Genomic DNA, 20324 nt, shown 5'->3' on the forward strand with positions numbered 1-20324 from the left:
TGAAATTTAAGTTGAATTAGTAAAAGAGGAAAATAATGAGTATATTAAGTTTAAAAAATATTAGCAAATATTATAAAGTAAAAAGTAGTGAAAAAGTTTATGTGTTAAAAGATATTAATTTATCTTTTGAAAAAAATGAATTAGTGGCAATTATAGGAGAATCGGGTAGTGGTAAGTCTACATTAATGAATTTAATAGGTGGATTGGATTCTAAATATAATGGAGAATTATTTGTAAACGGAGAGAATATTAAAAAGTTTAAGAAAAGAGAACTCGATGATTATAGGAAAAATAAGATTGGGTTTGTCTTTCAAAGCTTTAATCTAATACCGCATTTATCCATTTTAAATAATGTAGCAATAGCTATGACACTATCTAATGTAAAGAAAAAAGAAAGAGTTAAACGTGCAAAAGAATTGTTAATAGAACTTGGGTTAAAAGATCATATAAATAAGAAGCCAAACCAGTTATCAGGTGGGCAGAAACAGAGGGTAGCTATTGCGAGAGCATTAGTGAATGATCCTGAAATAATTATTGCAGACGAACCTACAGGAAGCCTAGACTCAAAGACATCAATGCAAGTTCTAGAAATAATGAAGAGTATAGCTAAAGCTGGTAAACTTGTGATTATGGTTACTCATTCTGAAAAAGTAGCATCTTGCTGCAGCAGAGTAATTAAAATAGCTGATGGAAGTATAAATGAGGAGAATAAATCCTTTGAATTGGAAGCTGCTGTTGGCGATGAGAAGAACTATGAAGGAAGCAGATACATCAGAAAAAGAGGGAAAAGTTTAAATTCTTTTAATGCAATAAAGCTGGCACTTACTAATATGAAGGAAAAGGCAATAAGAAATATATTTATTTCTATAGGCTCAAGTATAGGAATAATGAGTCTTATTTTGATGTTGGCTTTTGGAAATGGAATTAAGGCTTATTTTAATAGAACTATGAATAGTTATGTTAATCCTCTAGTAATAGAGGTAAACATGCCTAGTGATGATTCTGAAACAGTTGATTTGGATATTGCAACCATACAGAAGCCTGACATTAATAAACAAACTCCATTTAAAGAAGAAGATATAAAAAAGCTATCAGAAATAGAAAATGTATCTTCTATAGAAAAGGGATTTAATGAAATATCTCTAGGAGCAGATTCTTTAAGTTATAATGGAAAAGGAAGTAATGTTATGAGGCTTTCAACCATATCTTCAAATATAACAGAATCAAATCTTAAAGAAGGAACATTACCTAAGGACGGAGAGATACTGATAAATAAAACTATAAGTGATAAAGTTGGAGAAGACGTTATTGGTAAAAAGGTGACTTTGAGCATTTTAGTAAATCAAAAGGTATTAAAAAAAGAATTTATTGTAAGCGGAATTTACACTACAGCCGGTGGAGATTTAACTTCAATTATGAAGTCTGTCTTTTTAAACTATTCAGATTTAGAGAACTGGTATTCAGAGAATAAATATGAATTAAAGTCTAATGTAATGTATTTAAATACACCTAGTGAAAAATATACTGATGGAATAAAAGAAAAGGTTAAGGAACTTGGATATTCAGGATCTTCGCAGGAGCAAATGTTAAATATGTTTAATTCTATGATAAGTATTTTAACTTACGTGCTATCAGGAATTTCAGCGGTATCTTTGGTAGTATCTGCAATTATGATTGTAGTAATAATGTATATTAGTGTTGTAGAACGGACTAAGGAAATAGGCATAATTAAAGCCATAGGGGGGCGTCGGAAGGATATAAGAAAAATTTTTGTTTTAGAAGCGTTCTTAATTGGCTGCTTTAGTGGGATTATTGGACTTGCCTTTGCATATGCATTAATGAAAGGAATAAATATCAAGTCAATTAAATTATTTGGCATCAATTTAGTTTTGATAAAGAAGTCATATGCTGCTTTTGGATTAACATTAAGCATTGTTATAAGCGTTCTGGCTGGATTATTGCCAGCTAATAAAGCCGCTAGATTAGATCCCGTAGAATCTTTAAGAAGAGAATAATTAATAGCTAATATATGGTCCAAATAGTTCTTCATGATAATTCTAAAAATATTAGGAAAATTTTAGCCGTAATTGTGAAATGTGAATTATAAATTGAGAATCGTGCATTGTGCATTGTGCATTGAAACATATATATAAAATAAACCTTTGGAGGTTACATTATCCAAAGGTTTATTTTTACTGTATATTTTAGCGCTCAGAAAACCATCTTCTAAACGGCGCTCATGATTATGTTAAATGCTTGTACATAAATAAGCACCTATTTTTTAGATTAAAAGCTAAATGCAAAGATAGCAAGTTTTATTATTGCAATTCAAAAAGAGCACCTTTTACTGAAACATATTTTGTATCATCTTCAGTAATATACATATCTGCAGAATAGCTACTATAAGATATGTGGAGGCGTTTAACAGTATTACCGCTAACTGAAATCTTCCATTTTGATTTGAATTCAGAAGCTGTCATTGAGCTTTCTTTAATAGTAGGATTAATAGTTGTTACGCCAAGAACAGGAAGTGTAGCAGTAATACCATCTTTAGAGATTGTAAATTGTTCACCGACGTATGATTTTATAGAATCATCATTACTGCCTTTATAAACAACATCACCAACAGTCCAAGTTCCGTATAAGTACTCATATGAAGAGTCAGTGTCATCATTTTTTGATCCAGAGCTACTGCCTCCTGAACCACCTGATCCTCCTGATGAAGAAGTTGTTGTATTAGTAGTACTTGTAGTAGTACTTTGATTTGCTGTAGAGGTTGTTACTTTTTCGCCATTTTGACCAAAAGTATAACTTACTCCGTTAATAGTTATAGTTCCAGTTTTCATTGATCCAGAGTCACTTAAATAGTAAGTTTTACCGTTTAATTCAAGTAATCCAGTCTTCATATCTCCAGATGAATTTAGGTAATACCAAGCTCCGTTGTTTAAAAGCCAGCCAGTTTGCATATCTCCAGATGGATCAGTATAATACCATTTACCGCCATCGCTAATCCAGCCAGTTTTCATTTCGCCAGATGATGCTAGGTAATACCATTTACCGCCATCATTAACCCAGCCAGTTTTCATTACGGAATTTGAATCGAAGAAATACCAATTTCCATTTATTGATTTCCAACCGGATACCGCAGCATCTCCGTCGCTGTAGCTCCAACTACTATTATCAGCTTGTCTCCAAGCAGCTGATGCTTTTGTAGGAAGCACAACAGTAGCAGTAGCTACAAGTGTTATTGCAGCTACAAAAACTAAGTTTTTTAGTTTGAAATTTTTCATTTTAACACTCCTCATAATACTTGATTAGTTATGCTCAAAATTCACAATAGTTTGTTTGAGGTTATTGCATATGTATAACTATGTGAAGTTTGAAATATACATATATATAATTTACCATTTAAATATGTAAATTTCAAATTATTATAAATGATGGAAGGTTAATTAATATCTAGAATAAGAAAATTGAAAAAAATAGTAATTTTTAAATGAAAAACTATTCATATAAGTGGATATCATGGAAAAAATATTGTAATTAGCCCATAAATGATATATTATAGAATATGTATACTGTTATTGGAAGAGAATATAGTTAAAATATTGAAAGGGGAAAAATAAGAATGAAAATGAAAAAATTATTATCAATGGGAGCACTTGGATTAGTAGTAGCTACATCCACTTCAATAGGGGCATTTGCAGCAGAAAGGCCTAGCGATGAAACAGTAAAAGATGATATGAAAACTTTATTTAAAAGTAATACTAGCCCATTAACTTATAATGTTAATAAAAACACAAAGATTGCTAGCGTTATCGATTTGACTGAATTTAAAGAAGTGGTAGACAAGTATAAAGGAACAGAAGATTATAGCAAATTAAAGGCTGCATTAAATTTAATTGATGACAATGATACTATTATTGATGTTGGAGTGAAAATGGTTGGCGAATTTAGTGAAGCTGATCTTAATGAGATAATATCAGAAGTTAATAAGGTGGCAGATAGATTAAAAGAAATTGAAAATGGCACTAATACAGATGATGTTAATAGAATCGATTTTCAAAATGATATGAAAAAAGTGATAAAAAATGATAGTCTTAAGCTAGTTTTTGGAAAAAATAAAGATGGAAAAGCTACTGCATGTGTTATGCAAGGATATCAAATAATTCTTCAGCTTAATTCAGGAAATGCATATACAGTAAGCGATTTTCTTAACGATAATGCTGACAGCTTAGCTAATTATGCACACAAGATTAGTGGATATCTAAAATAGATGAAAAACAGTTCTATAAAAAATGTTGTTCTTGAAATATTATTAATAGCTAGTATCATGCTTGCTGTTTTATCTGTGTTTTTTAAATATGTGTTACTTAATGAAGCCACTTATTTAAATATTTTTAATAAAAGTGGAACCTATGGAGAACTTAAAGATTATATTTATGAAAAAATAGATAAGGTCTTAAGCTCTAAGGGAATTAACATTGATATAAAAGAATCTATAATAACAGAAGATGATGTTAAAAAGGAAGCTGATAATGTAGTTCACGAATTTTTAGAATATCTAAAAACTGGTGAAAATAATGTTAAGCCTATAGATACATCTATATACAAGCAAAGAGTATCTGATATGCTAGATTCTATTATGGATAATATGATTAAGCCAACTAGTAGTGATTTATCTTTCAATGATAAGTTCCAGATTGAAAACATGGGATATACTAAAAGTATATCACAAGTTAATGGGATAAGTTATATTAAGCCAGCATTGAAAGATGGACAAGGCAATATAAAAGCAGAACAACTAATGAGCAAAAGTGAAGCAGAAGCTAAGGTGAAGGAAATACTAAGGCAAAAAGGATTAACTGAAGAAGAAGCAATTGAAAAGGCAACAAAAAAAGGTATAACCGAAGAACAGGCCTTAAAGATGTTAAAAGATTATGGAATAACAATTGATGATTATGAATCAGGAGAAAGTAATTCTTCTACTGAACCTGAAAATTCTAATGACGATGTTACAAAATCACAAGATAGTAATAATCAAAGGTCTAAGGAAGAAGCATCATCAAGTTTAAATAATGAAGGACAAAATGCCGCAAATAATACACAAGATGGTAAAAATCCTAAAAGTAAATTAGATAGTATTAAGGGTAAGCTGGGAGATGAAGCAAGTAAAAGTATTGATAAAGAAGTTGAAAAGATGAATTTTAATAAGATTATCGAATCAAATAAGGTTCATAAGTTAGCACTAATAACTTCAACAATTTATAAATTATTTTGGTTATTCATAATAATGCCTATAATTATTATAGGTATATTAATAAAAGTAAATGCTAATGGTTTAGATTCTAGTTTAAAATACATAGGAACTGCATTTTTCATTGCAGGATTAATTTTAGTTATAGTATCTTCCAGTATTTATCATTTGAAAATTTATGAAAATATCAATGCTATTCCGGTTTATTTAAAAGATACTGTCTATAATATAGCTGGTTATAGTCTAGTAGGCTTGGTAAAATATGGAGCTACAGCACTTGCCACAGGGATCTTGTTGTTTATTCCTGGTGTTTGGAAAAGAGTCCTAAATAAGTAATTATAGGAATTGCCTAAAGCTAAGGGAGTTCAAGAAAGTAACATTTTATTAAAAAATAAGATAATTAGAGAAGCAGTATTATTAAGGAGGGTATATAATAATGAAAAGTTTAAAGTTAAAGAAGTTGGTTGCAGTTGCATTAGTTGGATTAACTGTAGCAGCATTATCTCCAATTGGAGCATCAGCAGAATGGAAGCAAGATTCGAATGGATGGTGGAATACAGAAGGAAATTCATATTCTACAGGGTGGAGATCAATAAATGGAAATTGGTATTATTTTGATTCAACAGGATATATGAAAACAGGCTGGGCAAATGACGGTGGTACATGGTACTATATGCAACCATCAGGCGAAATGAAAACAGGTTGGATAAATGATGGAGCTACTTGGTATTATGCAGACCCATCAGGAGCAATGAAAACAGGATGGGTAAATGATAGCGGTACATGGTATTATTTACAATCATCAGGAGCAATGAAGACAGGTTGGATAAATGACGGAGGCGCATGGTATTTTGCATCAGCATCAGGAGCAATGCAAACAGGTGTAGTTGAAGTTAATGGAAAAGTATATTATCTTGCACCAAATGGAGCAATGGCAACAGGTAATGTTACAATTAACGGAGCTGTTTATACTTTTGCAGCAAGCGGAGAAGCTACAGGAGACAAGATACCAACTCCAACTGTAGCATTTTCAGGAAATGGAGCAAAAGTAACTCCAAGTACAACAGGAGGAAATACGGGATCAACTGGTAGCAATGGTTCATCAGGTGGTGGTGGATCACATCATAGTAGTGGTGGTTCAACAACAACATTCCAAGATGATATTAACAGTAAGTATACAGATTATGCAAAGACTACTGTAAACAAAACATATTCTTCTGATGCTAAGGCTACTTTCACAGTTAGCTTTAATAAAGCTGCTGATAGTACAACTGGTGGGGATAAAGATTATGTTACACAAGATATATTAGTTACTAATGCAAATGGAACAGATGAAGGTATAGAATATAATAATGGTGAGTATACTGCTCCACTAGGTTCAATAGTATATTCTACTGCTCGTGTGTATAGAGATGGACAAGTAGGATACGTGACTACAAAACAAACAATAACTAAATAATATATAATATATATTTAAAATAAAATATATATAACTATGATGTAGAGGTAAAGCAGTAAGAATTTTAAATTCTTACTGCTTTCTTATTTTTTTATATCTGCTATAATATTACTTGTCGCTATTTTTATTTCTAGCGAAGAGAAATATTGGGGAAAGTGTTACTTTATATAAAATAAAGTTTATTATATATATTGCAAAAATAAATCTTCGTCATAATTCTAAAGATATTGTGAGAATTTTAGACGTAATTGTGAAGTGTGCATTGTGAATTACAACATATATAAGTTAAGAGGCATTAAAGAAAAAGAGAAGTCCAAAACTAACAAAAAGATTTTGGGTTAAGCATAAGTAATATGGCAGTGGGAGTGGATTTACTAGGATATGTATATCTGCTGCTAAATAGAATGTCAAATTAGTCTTTCAGATTTTTATCCAAAGGATTAAAAAGTCAGATTTATAAAAAACATCTGACTCAGTAGTCGCGTGAGATTTTACTTTGAGAGCGAGTAATTAAAGTTAGATTTATTATTATTTTGGATTACGTCTTAAAACGATAATTGCAGAAAGGAGTGGAAAAGGTGAGACCATTAGCAGACTTAATGAGGCCTAATAAATTAGAAGATTTTGTAGGTCAGCAGCATATATTAGGGCAAGGAAAGCCATTATATAACTTGATAGCTGGAAAAAACATATGTAATTGCATATTTTACGGACCACCAGGAACTGGAAAAACAACTTTGGCGAATATAATGGCTAATTATGTAGATAAGAAATTTTATAAATTAAATGCAACAGTTGCATCGGTTAAGGATATTCAGGACATAACTAATAATATAGATAGCTTATTAAATTATAATGGAGTTGTTTTATATATTGATGAACTTCAACATTTTAACAAAAAGCAGCAGCAGGCATTGTTAGAATTTATAGAAGATGGAAGAATAACTTTGATTGCAAGTACAACTGAAAATCCATATTTTGTTATACACAAAGCTATAATAAGCAGATGTAATATATTCTCTTTTAAGCCTCTAACTACAGGTGACATAATAGTTGGTCTTAAGAGGTCTATACAAAAGCTTATAGATGAAGGGATAGAAATAGAATATTCAGATGAGGCGCTGGAGTATATTGGAGAAATCTCTCAAGGTGATTATAGAAAGGCTTATAATATTTTAGAGCTGGCTGTAAACTCTCAGGTTAAGCAGGTTAGAGTTATTTCGAGCGAATATATTGAAAGTCTAGGCCAATCAAGTATGCGGGCTGATTCTAGTGGAGATGAATTTTATAATTTATTAAGTGCTCTTCAAAAAAGTATAAGGGGCAGTGACCCTAATGCAGCAGTACACTATCTAGCTAGATTGATTAAAGGAGGAAATCTAACTGCTATAATTAGAAGAATATCTGTTATTGCAGCAGAAGACATTGGTCTTGCATTTCCAAATGCATTATCTGTTGTTAATTCTGGAATAGAACTTTCATTAAAAGTTGGACTTCCGGAGGCAAGAATAATTCTTTCAGAAATAGTTGTATATTTAGCAACGCTTCCTAAATCTAATAGTGCATACTTAGCTATAGATTCTGCTATGAGTGATCTAGAAAACATTAACTTTGGAGATGTTCCAATGCATTTAAAGGATGCTCATTACTCTGGAGCAGCAAACCTTGGTGTTGGTGGCTATAAATATCCTCATGATTATCCTAATCATTATGTAAAACAGAGTTATTTACCGCAAGAACTGCTTGGAAAGATTTATTATAATGAACAAAATAATAAATATGAAGAGAGTTTGAGGAAATACTGGGCAGAAATAAAAAAATAATAGCAATTATCGTTTGACAAAAGCCGAGTATTTTGGTAAGATATAAGCGAATTTAATATATCTTTTATAATACTAGAAAAACAAAGAAATATCAACAAAAAACGAAAAGGGGTGAAGAAATAATGAAACTTTCAACTAAAGGAAGATATGGAGTTAGAGCTATGGTTGACTTAGCATCTAATTATGGTGGTGCCCCCGTTTCAATAAAAACTATATCAAAGAGAGAAAATCTTTCGGAATACTATTTAGAACAGTTATTTAGCCCGCTTAGACGTGCTAATATGATTAGAAGTATAAGAGGTGCTCAAGGTGGATATGTTCTATGTAAACCGCCAAAAGACATAACGGTTGGCGATATTATGACTATTCTTGAAGGGCCAGTTGAGATAGCAGATTGTATTGATGGTGTTGAGTGCGATAGCTCGGATTGCTGTGCAACCAAAGCAGTTTGGGAGAAGATTAAAAGAAGCATAGACGATGTTATGAACTCAATTACATTACAAGATATACTTGATGATTATGAGACAATTAAAAACAATAAGAATAATATTAAGATAGTGGATAGGAGTGAATGATTATGAAGAACGTATATATGGATTATTCAGCTACAACTTATGTAAAGCCAGAAGTATTAGAAGAAATGCTTCCTTATTTTACTGAAAAGTTTGGTAACCCATCTTCATTTTATGGAATATCAAGAGAAACAAAAAGAGCTATAGATAAGGCAAGAGAACAGATAGCAGAGGCGTTAAACTGTTTACCTGATGAAGTGTATTTTACAGGTGGCGGATCAGAGGCTGATAACTGGGCTATAAAAGGTATTGCATCAGCTCATAAGAATAAAGGAAACCATATAATAACAACTAAGATTGAGCATCATGCAGTTCTTCATACTTGTGAATACTTAGAGAAGAATGGCTTTGATGTTACATATTTAGATGTTGATGAAGAAGGTTTCATAAATTTAGATGACTTAAGAAATGCTATAACTGATAAGACAATTTTAGTAAGTATTATGTTTGCTAATAATGAAATAGGAACAATTCAACCTATAAAAGAAATTGGAGAAATCTGTAGAGAAAAGAAAGTTTTCTTCCATACAGATGCAGTTCAGGCTGTTGGAAATGTTCCTGTTGATGTTAAAGAAATGAATATAGATATGTTATCACTTGCAGGTCATAAGATTTATGGACCAAAAGGTATTGGAGTTCTTTATATAAAGAAGGGAATTAAAATTGATAATTTAATTCACGGTGGAGCTCAAGAAAAGAATAGAAGAGCAGGTACAGAAAATATTGCTTCTATCGTTGGACTTGGTAAAGCTCTTGAACTTGCTACTAATAATTTAGAAGAGCATATGAAAAGATTAACTGCGTTAAGAGAAAAATTAATAGCTGGTTTACTTGAAGTTCCATACACTAAATTAAATGGACCAAGAGGAGATAAGAGACTTCCTGGAAATGTTAATGTATGTTTTAGATTTATTGAAGGTGAATCGATTTTATTATCATTAGATTTTAAAGGGGTTTGTGCATCAAGCGGTAGTGCTTGTACTTCAGGTTCTTTAGATCCATCACATGTATTACTTGCAATCGGGCTTCCTCATGAAATTGCTCACGGATCATTAAGACTTAGTATGGGTGAAGGTTCAACAGAAGAAGATGTAGATTATGTTCTTGAAGTTGTACCACCAATTATTGAAAGATTAAGAAATATGTCACCATTATGGGATGACTTTTTAAAGAAAGGGGAAAATTAATATGATATACAGTGAAAAAGTAATGGAACATTTCCAAAATCCAAGAAACGTTGGAGAAATAGTAGATGCAAATGGTGTAGGTGAAGTTGGAAACGCTAAGTGTGGAGACATAATGAAAATCTACTTAAAAGTTGAAGATAATATCATTAAAGATGTTAAATTTAAGACTTTTGGATGTGGATCAGCTATTGCTTCATCATCAATGGCTACAGAATTAATTAAAGGGAAAACATTAGATGAAGCTTGGGAATTAACTAACAAAGCAGTTGCAGAAGCTTTAGATGGTCTTCCACCAGTAAAAATGCATTGTTCAGTTCTTGCAGAAGAAGCAATTCATAAAGCTATAAATGATTACAGAGCAAAAAATGGATTAGAAGTAATACCTATGGAAGAACATAGTGATGAAGATCTACATGCTGCTGTACATGGAGAAGAGTAATAGGTGAATTTATGAAGAAAAAAGTTTTAGTAGGTATGAGTGGTGGTGTAGATAGTTCTGTTGCTGCATATTTATTAAAACAGCAGGGATATGACGTCATTGGTGCTACAATGCAGATTTGGCAGCACGATGAGGAATTTGAAGAAAGGGAAGGGGGCTGCTGCTCCCTTTCTGCTGTTGATGATGCAAGAAGAGTATGCGACAAACTTGATATACCATTTTATGTTTTGAATTTTAGAGATTATTTTAAGGAAAAAGTTATTGATAAATTTGTTCAAGAATACATAGACGGAAAAACTCCAAACCCTTGTATTGAATGTAATAAACATTTGAAGTTTGATGAACTTTTAAGAAGAGCAAGAGGTATAGGGGCAGATTATGTTGCTACTGGTCATTATGCTAAAATTGAAAAGCGAGATGATAGATATCTTTTAATCAGATCTGATGATGATAGAAAAGATCAAACGTATGCTTTATATAATTTTACTCAAGATCAGTTAGAACATACATTAATGCCTTGCGGAGATTATGAAAAGACAAAAATAAGAGAAATAGCGAAGGAAATTGGTCTTGCTGTTCATAATAAAAAGGATAGTGAAGAAATATGTTTCATTTCTGATAATAATCATGGGAAATATATTTCAGAAGCAGAACCAAATAGGGTTAAACCAGGTAACTTTGTCGATAAGAGTGGTAATATACTAGGTAAGCATAAAGGAATTGTGTATTATACTATTGGACAAAGAAAAGGACTTGGACTTTCACTTGGAAGGCCAGTATTTGTAACAAATATAAATGCTAAAACCAACGAAGTTGTACTAGGTTCTGAAGATGATATCTTCAAAACAGAATTAATTGCAACTGATGTGAATTTTATTCCTTTTGATAAACTTGAAAAAGAAATAGAAGTTACAGCGAAAATCAGATATTCTGCAAGACCAGCAGAAGCGACTTTAATACCACTTCCAAATGGTAGGGTGAAAGTTATCTTTAAGGAAAAGCAAAGGGCGATAACTAAAGGGCAGTCAGTTGTATTTTACGATGATGAAGTAGTAGTTGGCGGCGGAATAATAGAAAGTATAATCTAAAGAGCTATTGTAATTTAAATATTTTTAAAACTGAGAGTGCGTAAGTGCTCTCGTTTTTTTTGTTTTGAAGTTGCAGAATATTTCACAATGTGCAAGTAGCAGAGGAGTGTTATAGCCAGTAAAAAGCTTTATAGGTTCAGAGCAAGCCGCGCGTTTTGTGAGAGGATTAACTATGTGATTTAGAATTAAAAAGAACTTTGTGAGTAATTATACTGATTTGATAATTTACGGAAATAATACTAAAAAGTTAGGATAAATAAACAATGGGAGTGAATATCAATTACCAACTAGAGGAGATAAAATATTTGCCTATATTTTACATAATAGTATTAACTTATGAAGATATACTTGATATAATATTTTTGAAAGTAAAAAATTGGAAGGTGATTTTTTGAATATCTTCAAGGTGTTAAAAAGATACGATGAACATGGCTTTAATTCTAAAGGATTTCATAAAAATGGCACGAAGTATGACGAGTATGGATTTGGTAAAAGAGGAATGCATAGAAATGGGACATATTATAACGAGGAAGGGTATGATAGAGAAGGATACGACAAAAAAGGATATGATAGAAATGGATTTAATAGTGCAGGTTTTGATAAAGAAGGATATAACAAAAATGGATATAACATATTAGGATACGACAGAGGTGGTGAATACTTAGAAGTAAGATATAAGTGGAAGTGATTGGAGTAGATTTAAATAATAAGAGAGGAATGTCATGAAGCGAATAAAAAGCTGCATTTCTAAATTGGCATTTAGAATGAACATTTTATACTTACATTAATTTTTCCAATAGCTGATAATGGTAGTGTCTCTTTTATTAAAGTTAAAGAAAACGGTTGTATATTCTTGAATAGATTCACCTAAATTCTAAGGATATTAGAATTTTGTCTCAAAAATTTTAGTTGATGAAATTAAGTACTTACTAAATAGTAGGTACTATTTTTATTCTCTAGTAACTGATAATAAAGACAAAGCATTCACAAATTATGATGAAAATATTTATATTTTCGTAGGAGCTCGCCCATAGAGGCAAAGCCTTCATAATTAACCATATTCGTCTACGATTTTTTAAGTGTAAAATTATTGTGCGGTAAAATTATACATCTGAGCATATTAATATGAATAATTTTCCTCTTGTTGGAGACCATATCAAATGAACTAGATTTAGTTTATTAACTATATTACTTATTTTAGAGAATATAGGGGGAACACTACAGTATATAGTGTATAGACATAAGCAGGCATAAGGACTTTCTATTAAAAATTATTTTGGAGGTGCACAATGTTTAAAACTAGAGACTTCTATTTCAAGAAAGTTTATAACATTAAAGGCAAAAAGATTGGCATTATAGAAGACTTATACATAGATTTCTTTTGGGGAAAGATTGTGGGATTTAAGGTATCCAATAGCCATCTGTTCTCTAAAAATAACTATATAGACATGGAAGATGTTATAGATATAGGTGAAGATGTAATAATAGAAAATATAAAAAAAGGTGAGGGACTTACATTTAAAGAGATTAAGTATATGGAAGTTATTGATACATTGGGGAATGTTAAAGGAGTTCTAGAGGATATTATAATAGATATACAAGATTATTCAATTAAAGCAATAGTTATAAGCTCAGGGTTAGTAGATAAAATGATAAAGGGTAAGCAAATTATTCTATTAAATAGATGCATCCTCGGAGAGGAATATATATTATATACAGGAAATGAGGGAGTTATGTTTAAAACTTTACCTCATAATATGGATAGGCACAATGCAATTAAGAAAGCATAAAAAAGCAATTCTTCTAGGTATAACCCTATTATGCTTTATTTGCTTAATATTAGCTTACATTTTTAACAAATCAATAAATTCAATAATAAATATTATTGTAGCATCTTTTATTTTAGCTTATACTTTGACTCCTATTAGGGATGGATTTGAGGCGAAATTTAGAATAAGTAAAAAAATATCCTCAATAGTTGTTATATTAATAATTATAGGTATCATAACTGCATGTATAATTGTTATAGTTCCTACACTATTTAATGAGATATCTAATATCAGTAATATATTTGATAACGTAAGCAACTTACTTGAAGGAATGTTAAAGAAAAATAACTTGGATGACTTTTCTACCACTAATGTAATTTATAATGAAATTTTAGAAAAAGGAAATGCTTTTTGGACAAATTTTTCAGAAAATGCAGTGGAAAATTTAATGAGCATTGGAGATAATGCAATGTCACTAGCAATAATACCTATTATGGTTTATTACTTTCTTTGCGATGGTAATAAAATATATAGTAAAATGCTGTTGCTATTGCCAACTTCTAAAAGAGGGCTTACTAAAAAAATATTAAGCGATATTGATAGAGTATTAACAAGATATATAACAAGTCAATTGATGCTTTCGGGATTGATAGGCGGATTAACATTGATGTTGTTATTATTATTGAAAGTAAAATTTCCTTTATGGATTTCTATATTGAATGCAATTTTAAACATAATACCTTATTTTGGACCAATTTTTGGTGCAGTTCCGGCGGTAATAGTTGCACTTTTAGATTCTCCAATAAAGGCATTTTGGGTAATTGTGGGTATGTTCATAATTCAACAGCTTGAGGGCGATATTTTATCTCCGAAAATAACAGGGGATAGCACAGAGATGCATCCATTTGTTATAATAATTTTATTACTTATAGGAGACAAATTTGGCGGATTTGTTGGGATGGTTTTAGTAGTGCCAATAGCTGTCATTATAAAAGTTTTATATGATGATATAAATTACTATCTGTTCTAGATTTTATAGATAAACAACTTAAGGATTGGATTTATTAGATGAACATTTTACAAAGTTACTAAAACCTTAAGTTCGTATCTGCACTAGAAATCATAAATATATTTATAACCACAAGGGCAATAATATGAAGAAAACATTTGAAAATGAGCTGTTAAAGGTACTTAAGCAGAAAACCCAAAAAGTGATGCTCCGAATTTTATATTTGGTTAGCAGAATTTTCACACAGTGCAACTTTATAGCCTTAGAATCACCCATCATAATTACCTAGAAACTGGAACAAAAGTATATTATTCATTTCGGTGAGTTATACACATAAGTATAGATTATAGTTGGGTTATCTATAAAAAAGCTTATGCATTAGGGTAGTACAAATAAAGTTGAATATTGACATAATTATCTATATGAAATATAATTTTGATGAAATAATTAAATATTAGCGATGAATAGGATAAGTAAATTTATCATAGTCATTTCAGAGAAAAAGTGGTTGGTGAAAACTTTTGGCTATATATTTTGAAGCTACCTAGGAGCTATAAATTACTAAGTGATGTATGATTATATCATACATAATTAGGGTGGTACCGCGGAATTCTAGCTTTCGTCCCTATATCTATTTGGGGAGAGGGCTTTTTTTATTTGGTAAATTATACACCTATAAAAAGAGCAGCTATGCTGCAATTAGGATCTTTTCGCCTATAAAAAGAGCAGTGGTTCTGCAATTAATAACTTGTCACAAATAATTATGAAATCTTAAATCTTCATAAGAAGATTATAAACAATAAAAAGATATTCACAATGGATATCGGAGTCAACTGTTAACTGAAAAAAATGGAGGAATAGTTTATGAAATTTATGAAAACCAATGACTTAAGAGAAGCATACTTGAAATTTTTTGAAAGTAAAGATCATCTAAGAATGGATAGCTTTTCTTTGGTTCCAAAGAACGATAAAAGTTTATTATTAATAAATGCAGGAATGGCTCCGTTGAAGCCTTATTTTACTGGATTACAAGAGCCACCAAAGAGAAGAATTACAACTTGCCAAAAATGTATTAGAACAGGGGATATAGAAAACGTAGGTATTACAAGTAGACATGGTACTTTCTTTGAGATGCTTGGAAACTTTTCTTTTGCAGATTATTTCAAGAAAGAAATAATTCCTTGGGCTTGGGAGTTTATCACAGAGGTGTTGGAACTTCCTAAAGATAGATTATATGTAACTATATATTTAGATGATGATGAAGCATATGAATATTGGACTACACTTACAGATGTAGATAAAACTCATATATTTAGATTAGGCAAAGAAGATAACTTCTGGGAACATGGTGCAGGTCCATGCGGTCCTTGTACAGAAATTCATTTTAATAGATCAGAAGAAATACCAACTAACGCTGATGAGTTTGTTAAATTAGCAGATGAAGATAAGATAATAGAATTCTGGAACCTTGTTTTCACTCAATTTGATGGTGATGGAAAAGGAAACTATGAAAAACTTGCTAATACTAACATTGATACAGGTATGGGACTTGAAAGACTTGCAACTATAATGCAAGAGAAGAATAGTATTTTTGAAATTGATACATTAGAAAATATTTTAAGTGAAGTTGCAAAATTAGCTAATGTTAAATATGGAGAAAATCAAAAAACAGATATATCTTTAAGATTAATAACTGACCATATTAGATCGATAACTTTCATGATTTCAGATGATGTTATGCCATCAAATGAAGGTAGAGGATATGTGTTAAGAAGACTTCTTAGAAGAGCAGCAAGACATGGGAAAACTTTAGGAATTAAAGAAGCATTCCTTTGCAATTTATGTGATACTGTTATAAGAGATTCGAGTGAAGCTTATCCAGAACTAAATAGCAAAAAAGAATATATTAAAAAAGTAATTAAAATAGAAGAAGATAAATTTAGAGAAACTTTAGATTCAGGAATGGAAATATTAAATGGATTTATAAGTGAACTAAAAGCAAAGAATGAAAAAGTTCTTAGTGGTGTGGATGGATTCAAATTATATGATACATTTGGTTTCCCAATGGAACTTACAAAAGAAATATTAGAAGATGAAGGCTTATCATTAGATGAAGATGCTTTCCACGAAGAAATGAAAGTTCAAAGAGAAAGAGCTAGAAGTGCAAGAAAAGTTTCTAATTACATGGGAACTGATGTTAAAACATTAGATATTATACCAGGAGAAATCGAAACTGTTTTTGATGGATATGACAATGATACTTTAAATGCAGAAGTTAAAGTGTTAATTGAAGGTGAAGACTTTACAGATGCTATAACAGAAGGAAATAAAGCTATTATAGTTACTGATGTTACTCCTTTATACGCTGAAATGGGTGGTCAAATAGGAGATACAGGTGTAATATTTAATGATGGTTTTAAAGCTAATGTGCTTGATACTAAAAAGAACATAGGCGGAAAAATAGTTCATTTTGTTGAAGTTGTATCAGGAGAACTTAAAGTGGGAGATACAGTTACTATAGAAGTGGATAAAGTTAGACGTGAAAATATTAAGAAGAACCATACTGCAACTCATCTTTTGGATAAAGCATTAACTGAGGTTCTTGGATCACATGTTCATCAAGCTGGATCATATGTAAGTCATGATAGACTTAGATTTGACTTTTCTCACTTTGAAGCTATGACAGAGGAAGAAATAAGTAGGGTTGAAGATTTAGTAAATGAAGCAATTACAAGTGTTACACCAGTTGTTACAGAAGTTATGGATCTTCAAGAAGCAAAAAATAGTGGAGCTATAGGTATATTTGATGATAAATATGCTGATAAAGTTAGAGTTGTAAGTGCAGGGGAATACTCTAAGGAATTATGTGGTGGAACACATATAGATAACACAGGAAAGATTGGTTTATTCAAAATTATATCTGAAAGTGGTATTGCTGCAGGAACAAGAAGAATTGAAGCTGTAATAGGAAAAGAAGCTTATAAGATAGTAAATGAAAAGAAAGACTTATTAAAAGAAATTTCAACTAAGCTTAAATGCTCAGAAAAAGAATTATTAGCTAAGCTTGATCAACAAGTTAAGGAGCTTAAGGAAAAAGATAAAGAAATAACAGCTCTAAAATCTAAATTCGCATCAATGGGAATAGATGATATAGTATCTTCTTCAAGAAACGTTAAGGATATAAATGTAATTTCTTATGAATTAAAAGACGTTGATAGTGATACTTTAAGAGATGTATGCGAAAAAGTAAGAGATAAAGCTCCAAATAGCATAGTTTTACTTATGAGTGCAAATGCTGGAAAAGTTATTATTTGTGCTATGGCAACTAAAGATGCAGTAGCTAAAGGTGCTCATTGCGGAAAGTTAATAAAAGAAATATCTTCTATGCTTGGCGGCGGTGGCGGCGGAAGACCAGACATGGCTCAAGCAGGTGGAAAGATGCCAGAAAAGATACAAGAGGCGATTGAAGAATCATATAAAATAGTGGAAACTTTAGCAAAGTAGTATACTTTTTATAAAAAATAGGTTATAATCTAATTATAGTTAGTGAATAAATTTAAAAAATAAAGTTAATAATAAATATGGATATCGTTTCCTTATAAAATGATTAAGGGGGTGAGTTGCTTTAAGTAGCAATTTTATGAGTAATAATATTGAACATACAATGCAATTTGATTTAAGTAAGAATAAAGAAGCTCTTACAAAAACAATATTAACAGAGGTTTATAATTCATTACAGGAAAAAGGATATAATCCTATAAATCAATTAGTTGGATATTTGATTTCAGGAGACCCTACTTACATCACTAATTACAACGGAGCAAGAGCTTTAGTAAGAAAACTCGAGAGAGATGACATACTAGAAGAAGTTATAAAATCTTATTTAGAGATAAAGTAGAGAGTGCCCGTTTATAACGGGCACTTTTAATTTTAGTATATGAAAGAAAGCGTGATATCGAGATTTTCTTGATATTTGATGCTTATATGTTGTGAGAGGTGCTGTAATTTGAGGATACTTGGATTAGATTTGGGTTCAAAGACTATTGGAGTGGCAGTAAGTGATCCATTAGGATTCACTGCTCAAGGCCTGACTACAGTTAGAAGAACTAATAAAGAAAAAGATATAGCGGAAATAAAAAAGTTTTGTGATGAATATGATGCAAAGGTTATTGTAATTGGATTACCCAAGAATATGAACGGAACAATAGGACCATCTGGAGAGATTGCGATGGCTTTTGGAAAGGTTATAGAAGAAGAACTTAATGTAGAAGTGAAATTCTGGGATGAACGTTTAACTACTGTTGCAGCACATAAAGCAATGCTTGAAGCTGATTTGTCAAGGAATAAGAGGAAGAAGATAGTAGATAAAGTTGCATCAACTTACATACTTCAAGGATATTTAGATATGATTTCAAGAAAATAAATATCTGATGGAATAGGAAATTTTGAGGAGTATATGTATAAGATTAATTTCTTATACAATATGCTTTTATTAATAAATATATATTGCAAAAATAATCCTTATCATAATTCTAAAAATATCGCAAGAATTTTAATCGGGATTGTGAAATGTGCATTGTGAATTGCAACATAAATAAAAATAAAATACAGAAGGGATACATTTATGGATAAGGAAGCAAAATATGTATATATACCTGATCAAGAAGGAAATGACGTTAAGTTTGAGGTTGTTATATACTTTGAAATAGAAAAATTAAAAGGTCAATATATTATTGCAACTCCTGCATTTGAAGAAACTGATGAAGCTTATGCTTTTAAGATATTCAAAGATGAGGATGGAAGCGATATATTTATAGCGTTAGAAGATGACGATGAAGAATTCGAAATGGTATTAGAAACTTATGAAACTCTTATGAATGAAGATGGTTTAATTGAGGAATAGTATACAATCTAGTAATATGATATTTTCTTTAATGTTTATTTAAAGAAAAATCAATTCATTTAATATGAAAAGTGAGGTGTCATGTATGGATGCATCAAATTTAATTGATATGAATGCCTTGAAGGAAGACTTGAAAAAAAAGGGTTATAAATTAACACCACAAAGAAGATCAATTGTTGATACTATTATTGAAAATGAAGGTCAGCATTTAACAGCGGAAGAAATATATGATAGTGTAAAAAAAAGTTGTCCGGAAATTGGATTAGCAACAGTATATAGAACTATTCTTTTGTTAGAAGAATTAGGAGTAATATCAAGATTAGATCTAAATGATGGATGTAGTAGATATGAAATAGTGCATTCAAATGAAACGCACAGACATCATCATCTTATTTGTAATATCTGTCATAAGGTTTTGGAAGTTCAGGATGATTTATTAGAGGATTTAGAATCTGGAATTGAAAAGCAATATAAGTTTAAGATTTTAGACCATAGTTTAAAATTTTTTGGCGTATGTGATGAATGCCAAAAGAAGCTAAGTGATGAATAAAAGGACTTTTAATAGAAAATTAAAAATAAAATAAAGTCAAAAGTGTGCCAGATATTTTGCCGTGAATGAAGTAAGGATATGTATTTTACGGTTTATATATTTACTAAGAAAATGCATTCGGTGCCATGCTTAAAAAGGCGTGGTATCAAATGGTAATTCTTATTAAGGTATATGTATTTAAAGTGAATTAATATGGCTAAACCTTATATGCTAAATAAAGCAATGTAGGCTTATAGATTGGAATGTAGATTAAGGTCGCCTATATTAA

The 20324-nt window shown here is 30.8% G+C and carries 18 protein-coding genes and 1 other annotated feature; of the genes, 17 read left to right on the forward strand and 1 reads right to left on the reverse strand.

Annotated elements, in window-relative coordinates:
- Positions 1–35 precede the first annotated feature (35 nt).
- Positions 36–2015 (forward strand): ABC transporter ATP-binding protein/permease, encoded by a 1980-nt coding sequence (locus tag AXY43_RS20645; protein ID WP_105412091.1) that lies wholly within the window; start codon positions 36–38, stop codon positions 2013–2015.
- 303 nt (positions 2016–2318) lie between these two features.
- Here the strand turns inward: AXY43_RS20645 and AXY43_RS20650 are convergent, their stop codons facing one another.
- Positions 2319–3290, reverse strand: coding sequence for an N-acetylmuramoyl-L-alanine amidase family protein (locus AXY43_RS20650; protein WP_105412092.1), 972 nt, complete (start codon positions 3288–3290; stop codon positions 2319–2321).
- 338 nt (positions 3291–3628) lie between these two features.
- Here AXY43_RS20650 and AXY43_RS20655 point away from each other — a divergent pair, with 338 nt between their 5' ends.
- From AXY43_RS20655 to AXY43_RS20730, 16 genes are all read left to right on the forward strand, one after another.
- Positions 3629–4276 (forward strand): hypothetical protein, encoded by a 648-nt coding sequence (locus AXY43_RS20655; RefSeq protein WP_105412093.1) that lies wholly within the window; start codon positions 3629–3631, stop codon positions 4274–4276.
- Complete coding sequence (locus AXY43_RS20660; RefSeq protein ID WP_105412094.1) at positions 4277–5593, forward strand: hypothetical protein; 1317 nt, start codon at positions 4277–4279, stop codon at positions 5591–5593.
- A gap of 100 nt (positions 5594–5693) precedes the next feature.
- Entirely contained in the window at positions 5694–6716 is a 1023-nt protein-coding gene (locus tag AXY43_RS20665) for an N-acetylmuramoyl-L-alanine amidase family protein (RefSeq protein WP_105412095.1), read from the forward strand.
- A gap of 578 nt (positions 6717–7294) precedes the next feature.
- Entirely contained in the window at positions 7295–8539 is a 1245-nt protein-coding gene (locus tag AXY43_RS20670; RefSeq protein ID WP_077868349.1) for a replication-associated recombination protein A, read from the forward strand.
- Between the two features lie 122 nt (positions 8540–8661).
- Positions 8662–9114: an RrF2 family transcriptional regulator gene (locus tag AXY43_RS20675; protein ID WP_039772335.1), complete on the forward strand. Its 453-nt coding sequence runs from the start codon at positions 8662–8664 to the stop codon at positions 9112–9114.
- A 2-nt stretch (positions 9115–9116) separates the two neighbouring features.
- A complete protein-coding gene (nifS, locus tag AXY43_RS20680) occupies positions 9117–10298 on the forward strand; it encodes a cysteine desulfurase NifS (protein ID WP_039772333.1) in 1182 nt (393 codons plus the stop codon).
- A gap of 1 nt (position 10299) precedes the next feature.
- A complete protein-coding gene (gene nifU / locus AXY43_RS20685) occupies positions 10300–10737 on the forward strand; it encodes a Fe-S cluster assembly scaffold protein NifU (RefSeq protein ID WP_011968440.1) in 438 nt (145 codons plus the stop codon).
- A gap of 11 nt (positions 10738–10748) precedes the next feature.
- A complete protein-coding gene (mnmA, locus tag AXY43_RS20690) occupies positions 10749–11825 on the forward strand; it encodes a tRNA 2-thiouridine(34) synthase MnmA (protein ID WP_105412096.1) in 1077 nt (358 codons plus the stop codon).
- 391 nt (positions 11826–12216) lie between these two features.
- Positions 12217–12513: a hypothetical protein gene (locus AXY43_RS20695; protein ID WP_105412097.1), complete on the forward strand. Its 297-nt coding sequence runs from the start codon at positions 12217–12219 to the stop codon at positions 12511–12513.
- Between the two features lie 601 nt (positions 12514–13114).
- Positions 13115–13615 carry a PRC-barrel domain-containing protein gene (locus AXY43_RS20700; RefSeq protein WP_011968443.1) on the forward strand — a complete coding sequence of 167 codons (501 nt, stop codon included), beginning with the start codon at positions 13115–13117 and terminating at the stop codon, positions 13613–13615.
- Positions 13596–14624 (forward strand): AI-2E family transporter, encoded by a 1029-nt coding sequence (locus tag AXY43_RS20705; protein WP_105412098.1) that lies wholly within the window; start codon positions 13596–13598, stop codon positions 14622–14624. The genes AXY43_RS20700 and AXY43_RS20705 overlap by 20 nt, the downstream gene beginning before the upstream one ends.
- Positions 14625–15054: 430 nt before the next feature.
- Positions 15055–15233: a binding site (T-box leader), on the forward strand.
- Between the two features lie 234 nt (positions 15234–15467).
- Positions 15468–18107, forward strand: a complete 2640-nt coding sequence (gene alaS, locus AXY43_RS20710) for an alanine--tRNA ligase (RefSeq protein WP_105412099.1) — start codon at positions 15468–15470, stop codon at positions 18105–18107.
- Between the two features lie 136 nt (positions 18108–18243).
- Complete coding sequence (locus tag AXY43_RS20715; protein WP_008424959.1) at positions 18244–18501, forward strand: IreB family regulatory phosphoprotein; 258 nt, start codon at positions 18244–18246, stop codon at positions 18499–18501.
- Between the two features lie 108 nt (positions 18502–18609).
- Positions 18610–19026: a Holliday junction resolvase RuvX gene (ruvX, locus tag AXY43_RS20720; protein WP_011968446.1), complete on the forward strand. Its 417-nt coding sequence runs from the start codon at positions 18610–18612 to the stop codon at positions 19024–19026.
- Between the two features lie 201 nt (positions 19027–19227).
- Entirely contained in the window at positions 19228–19506 is a 279-nt protein-coding gene (locus AXY43_RS20725; RefSeq protein ID WP_017210790.1) for a DUF1292 domain-containing protein, read from the forward strand.
- Positions 19507–19591: 85 nt separating this feature from the next.
- Entirely contained in the window at positions 19592–20056 is a 465-nt protein-coding gene (locus tag AXY43_RS20730) for a Fur family transcriptional regulator (protein ID WP_011968448.1), read from the forward strand.
- Positions 20057–20324: the final 268 nt, after the last annotated feature.

The sequence above is a fragment of the Clostridium sp. MF28 genome (assembly GCF_002969175.1).
Classification (GTDB): domain Bacteria; phylum Bacillota; class Clostridia; order Clostridiales; family Clostridiaceae; genus Clostridium; species Clostridium beijerinckii.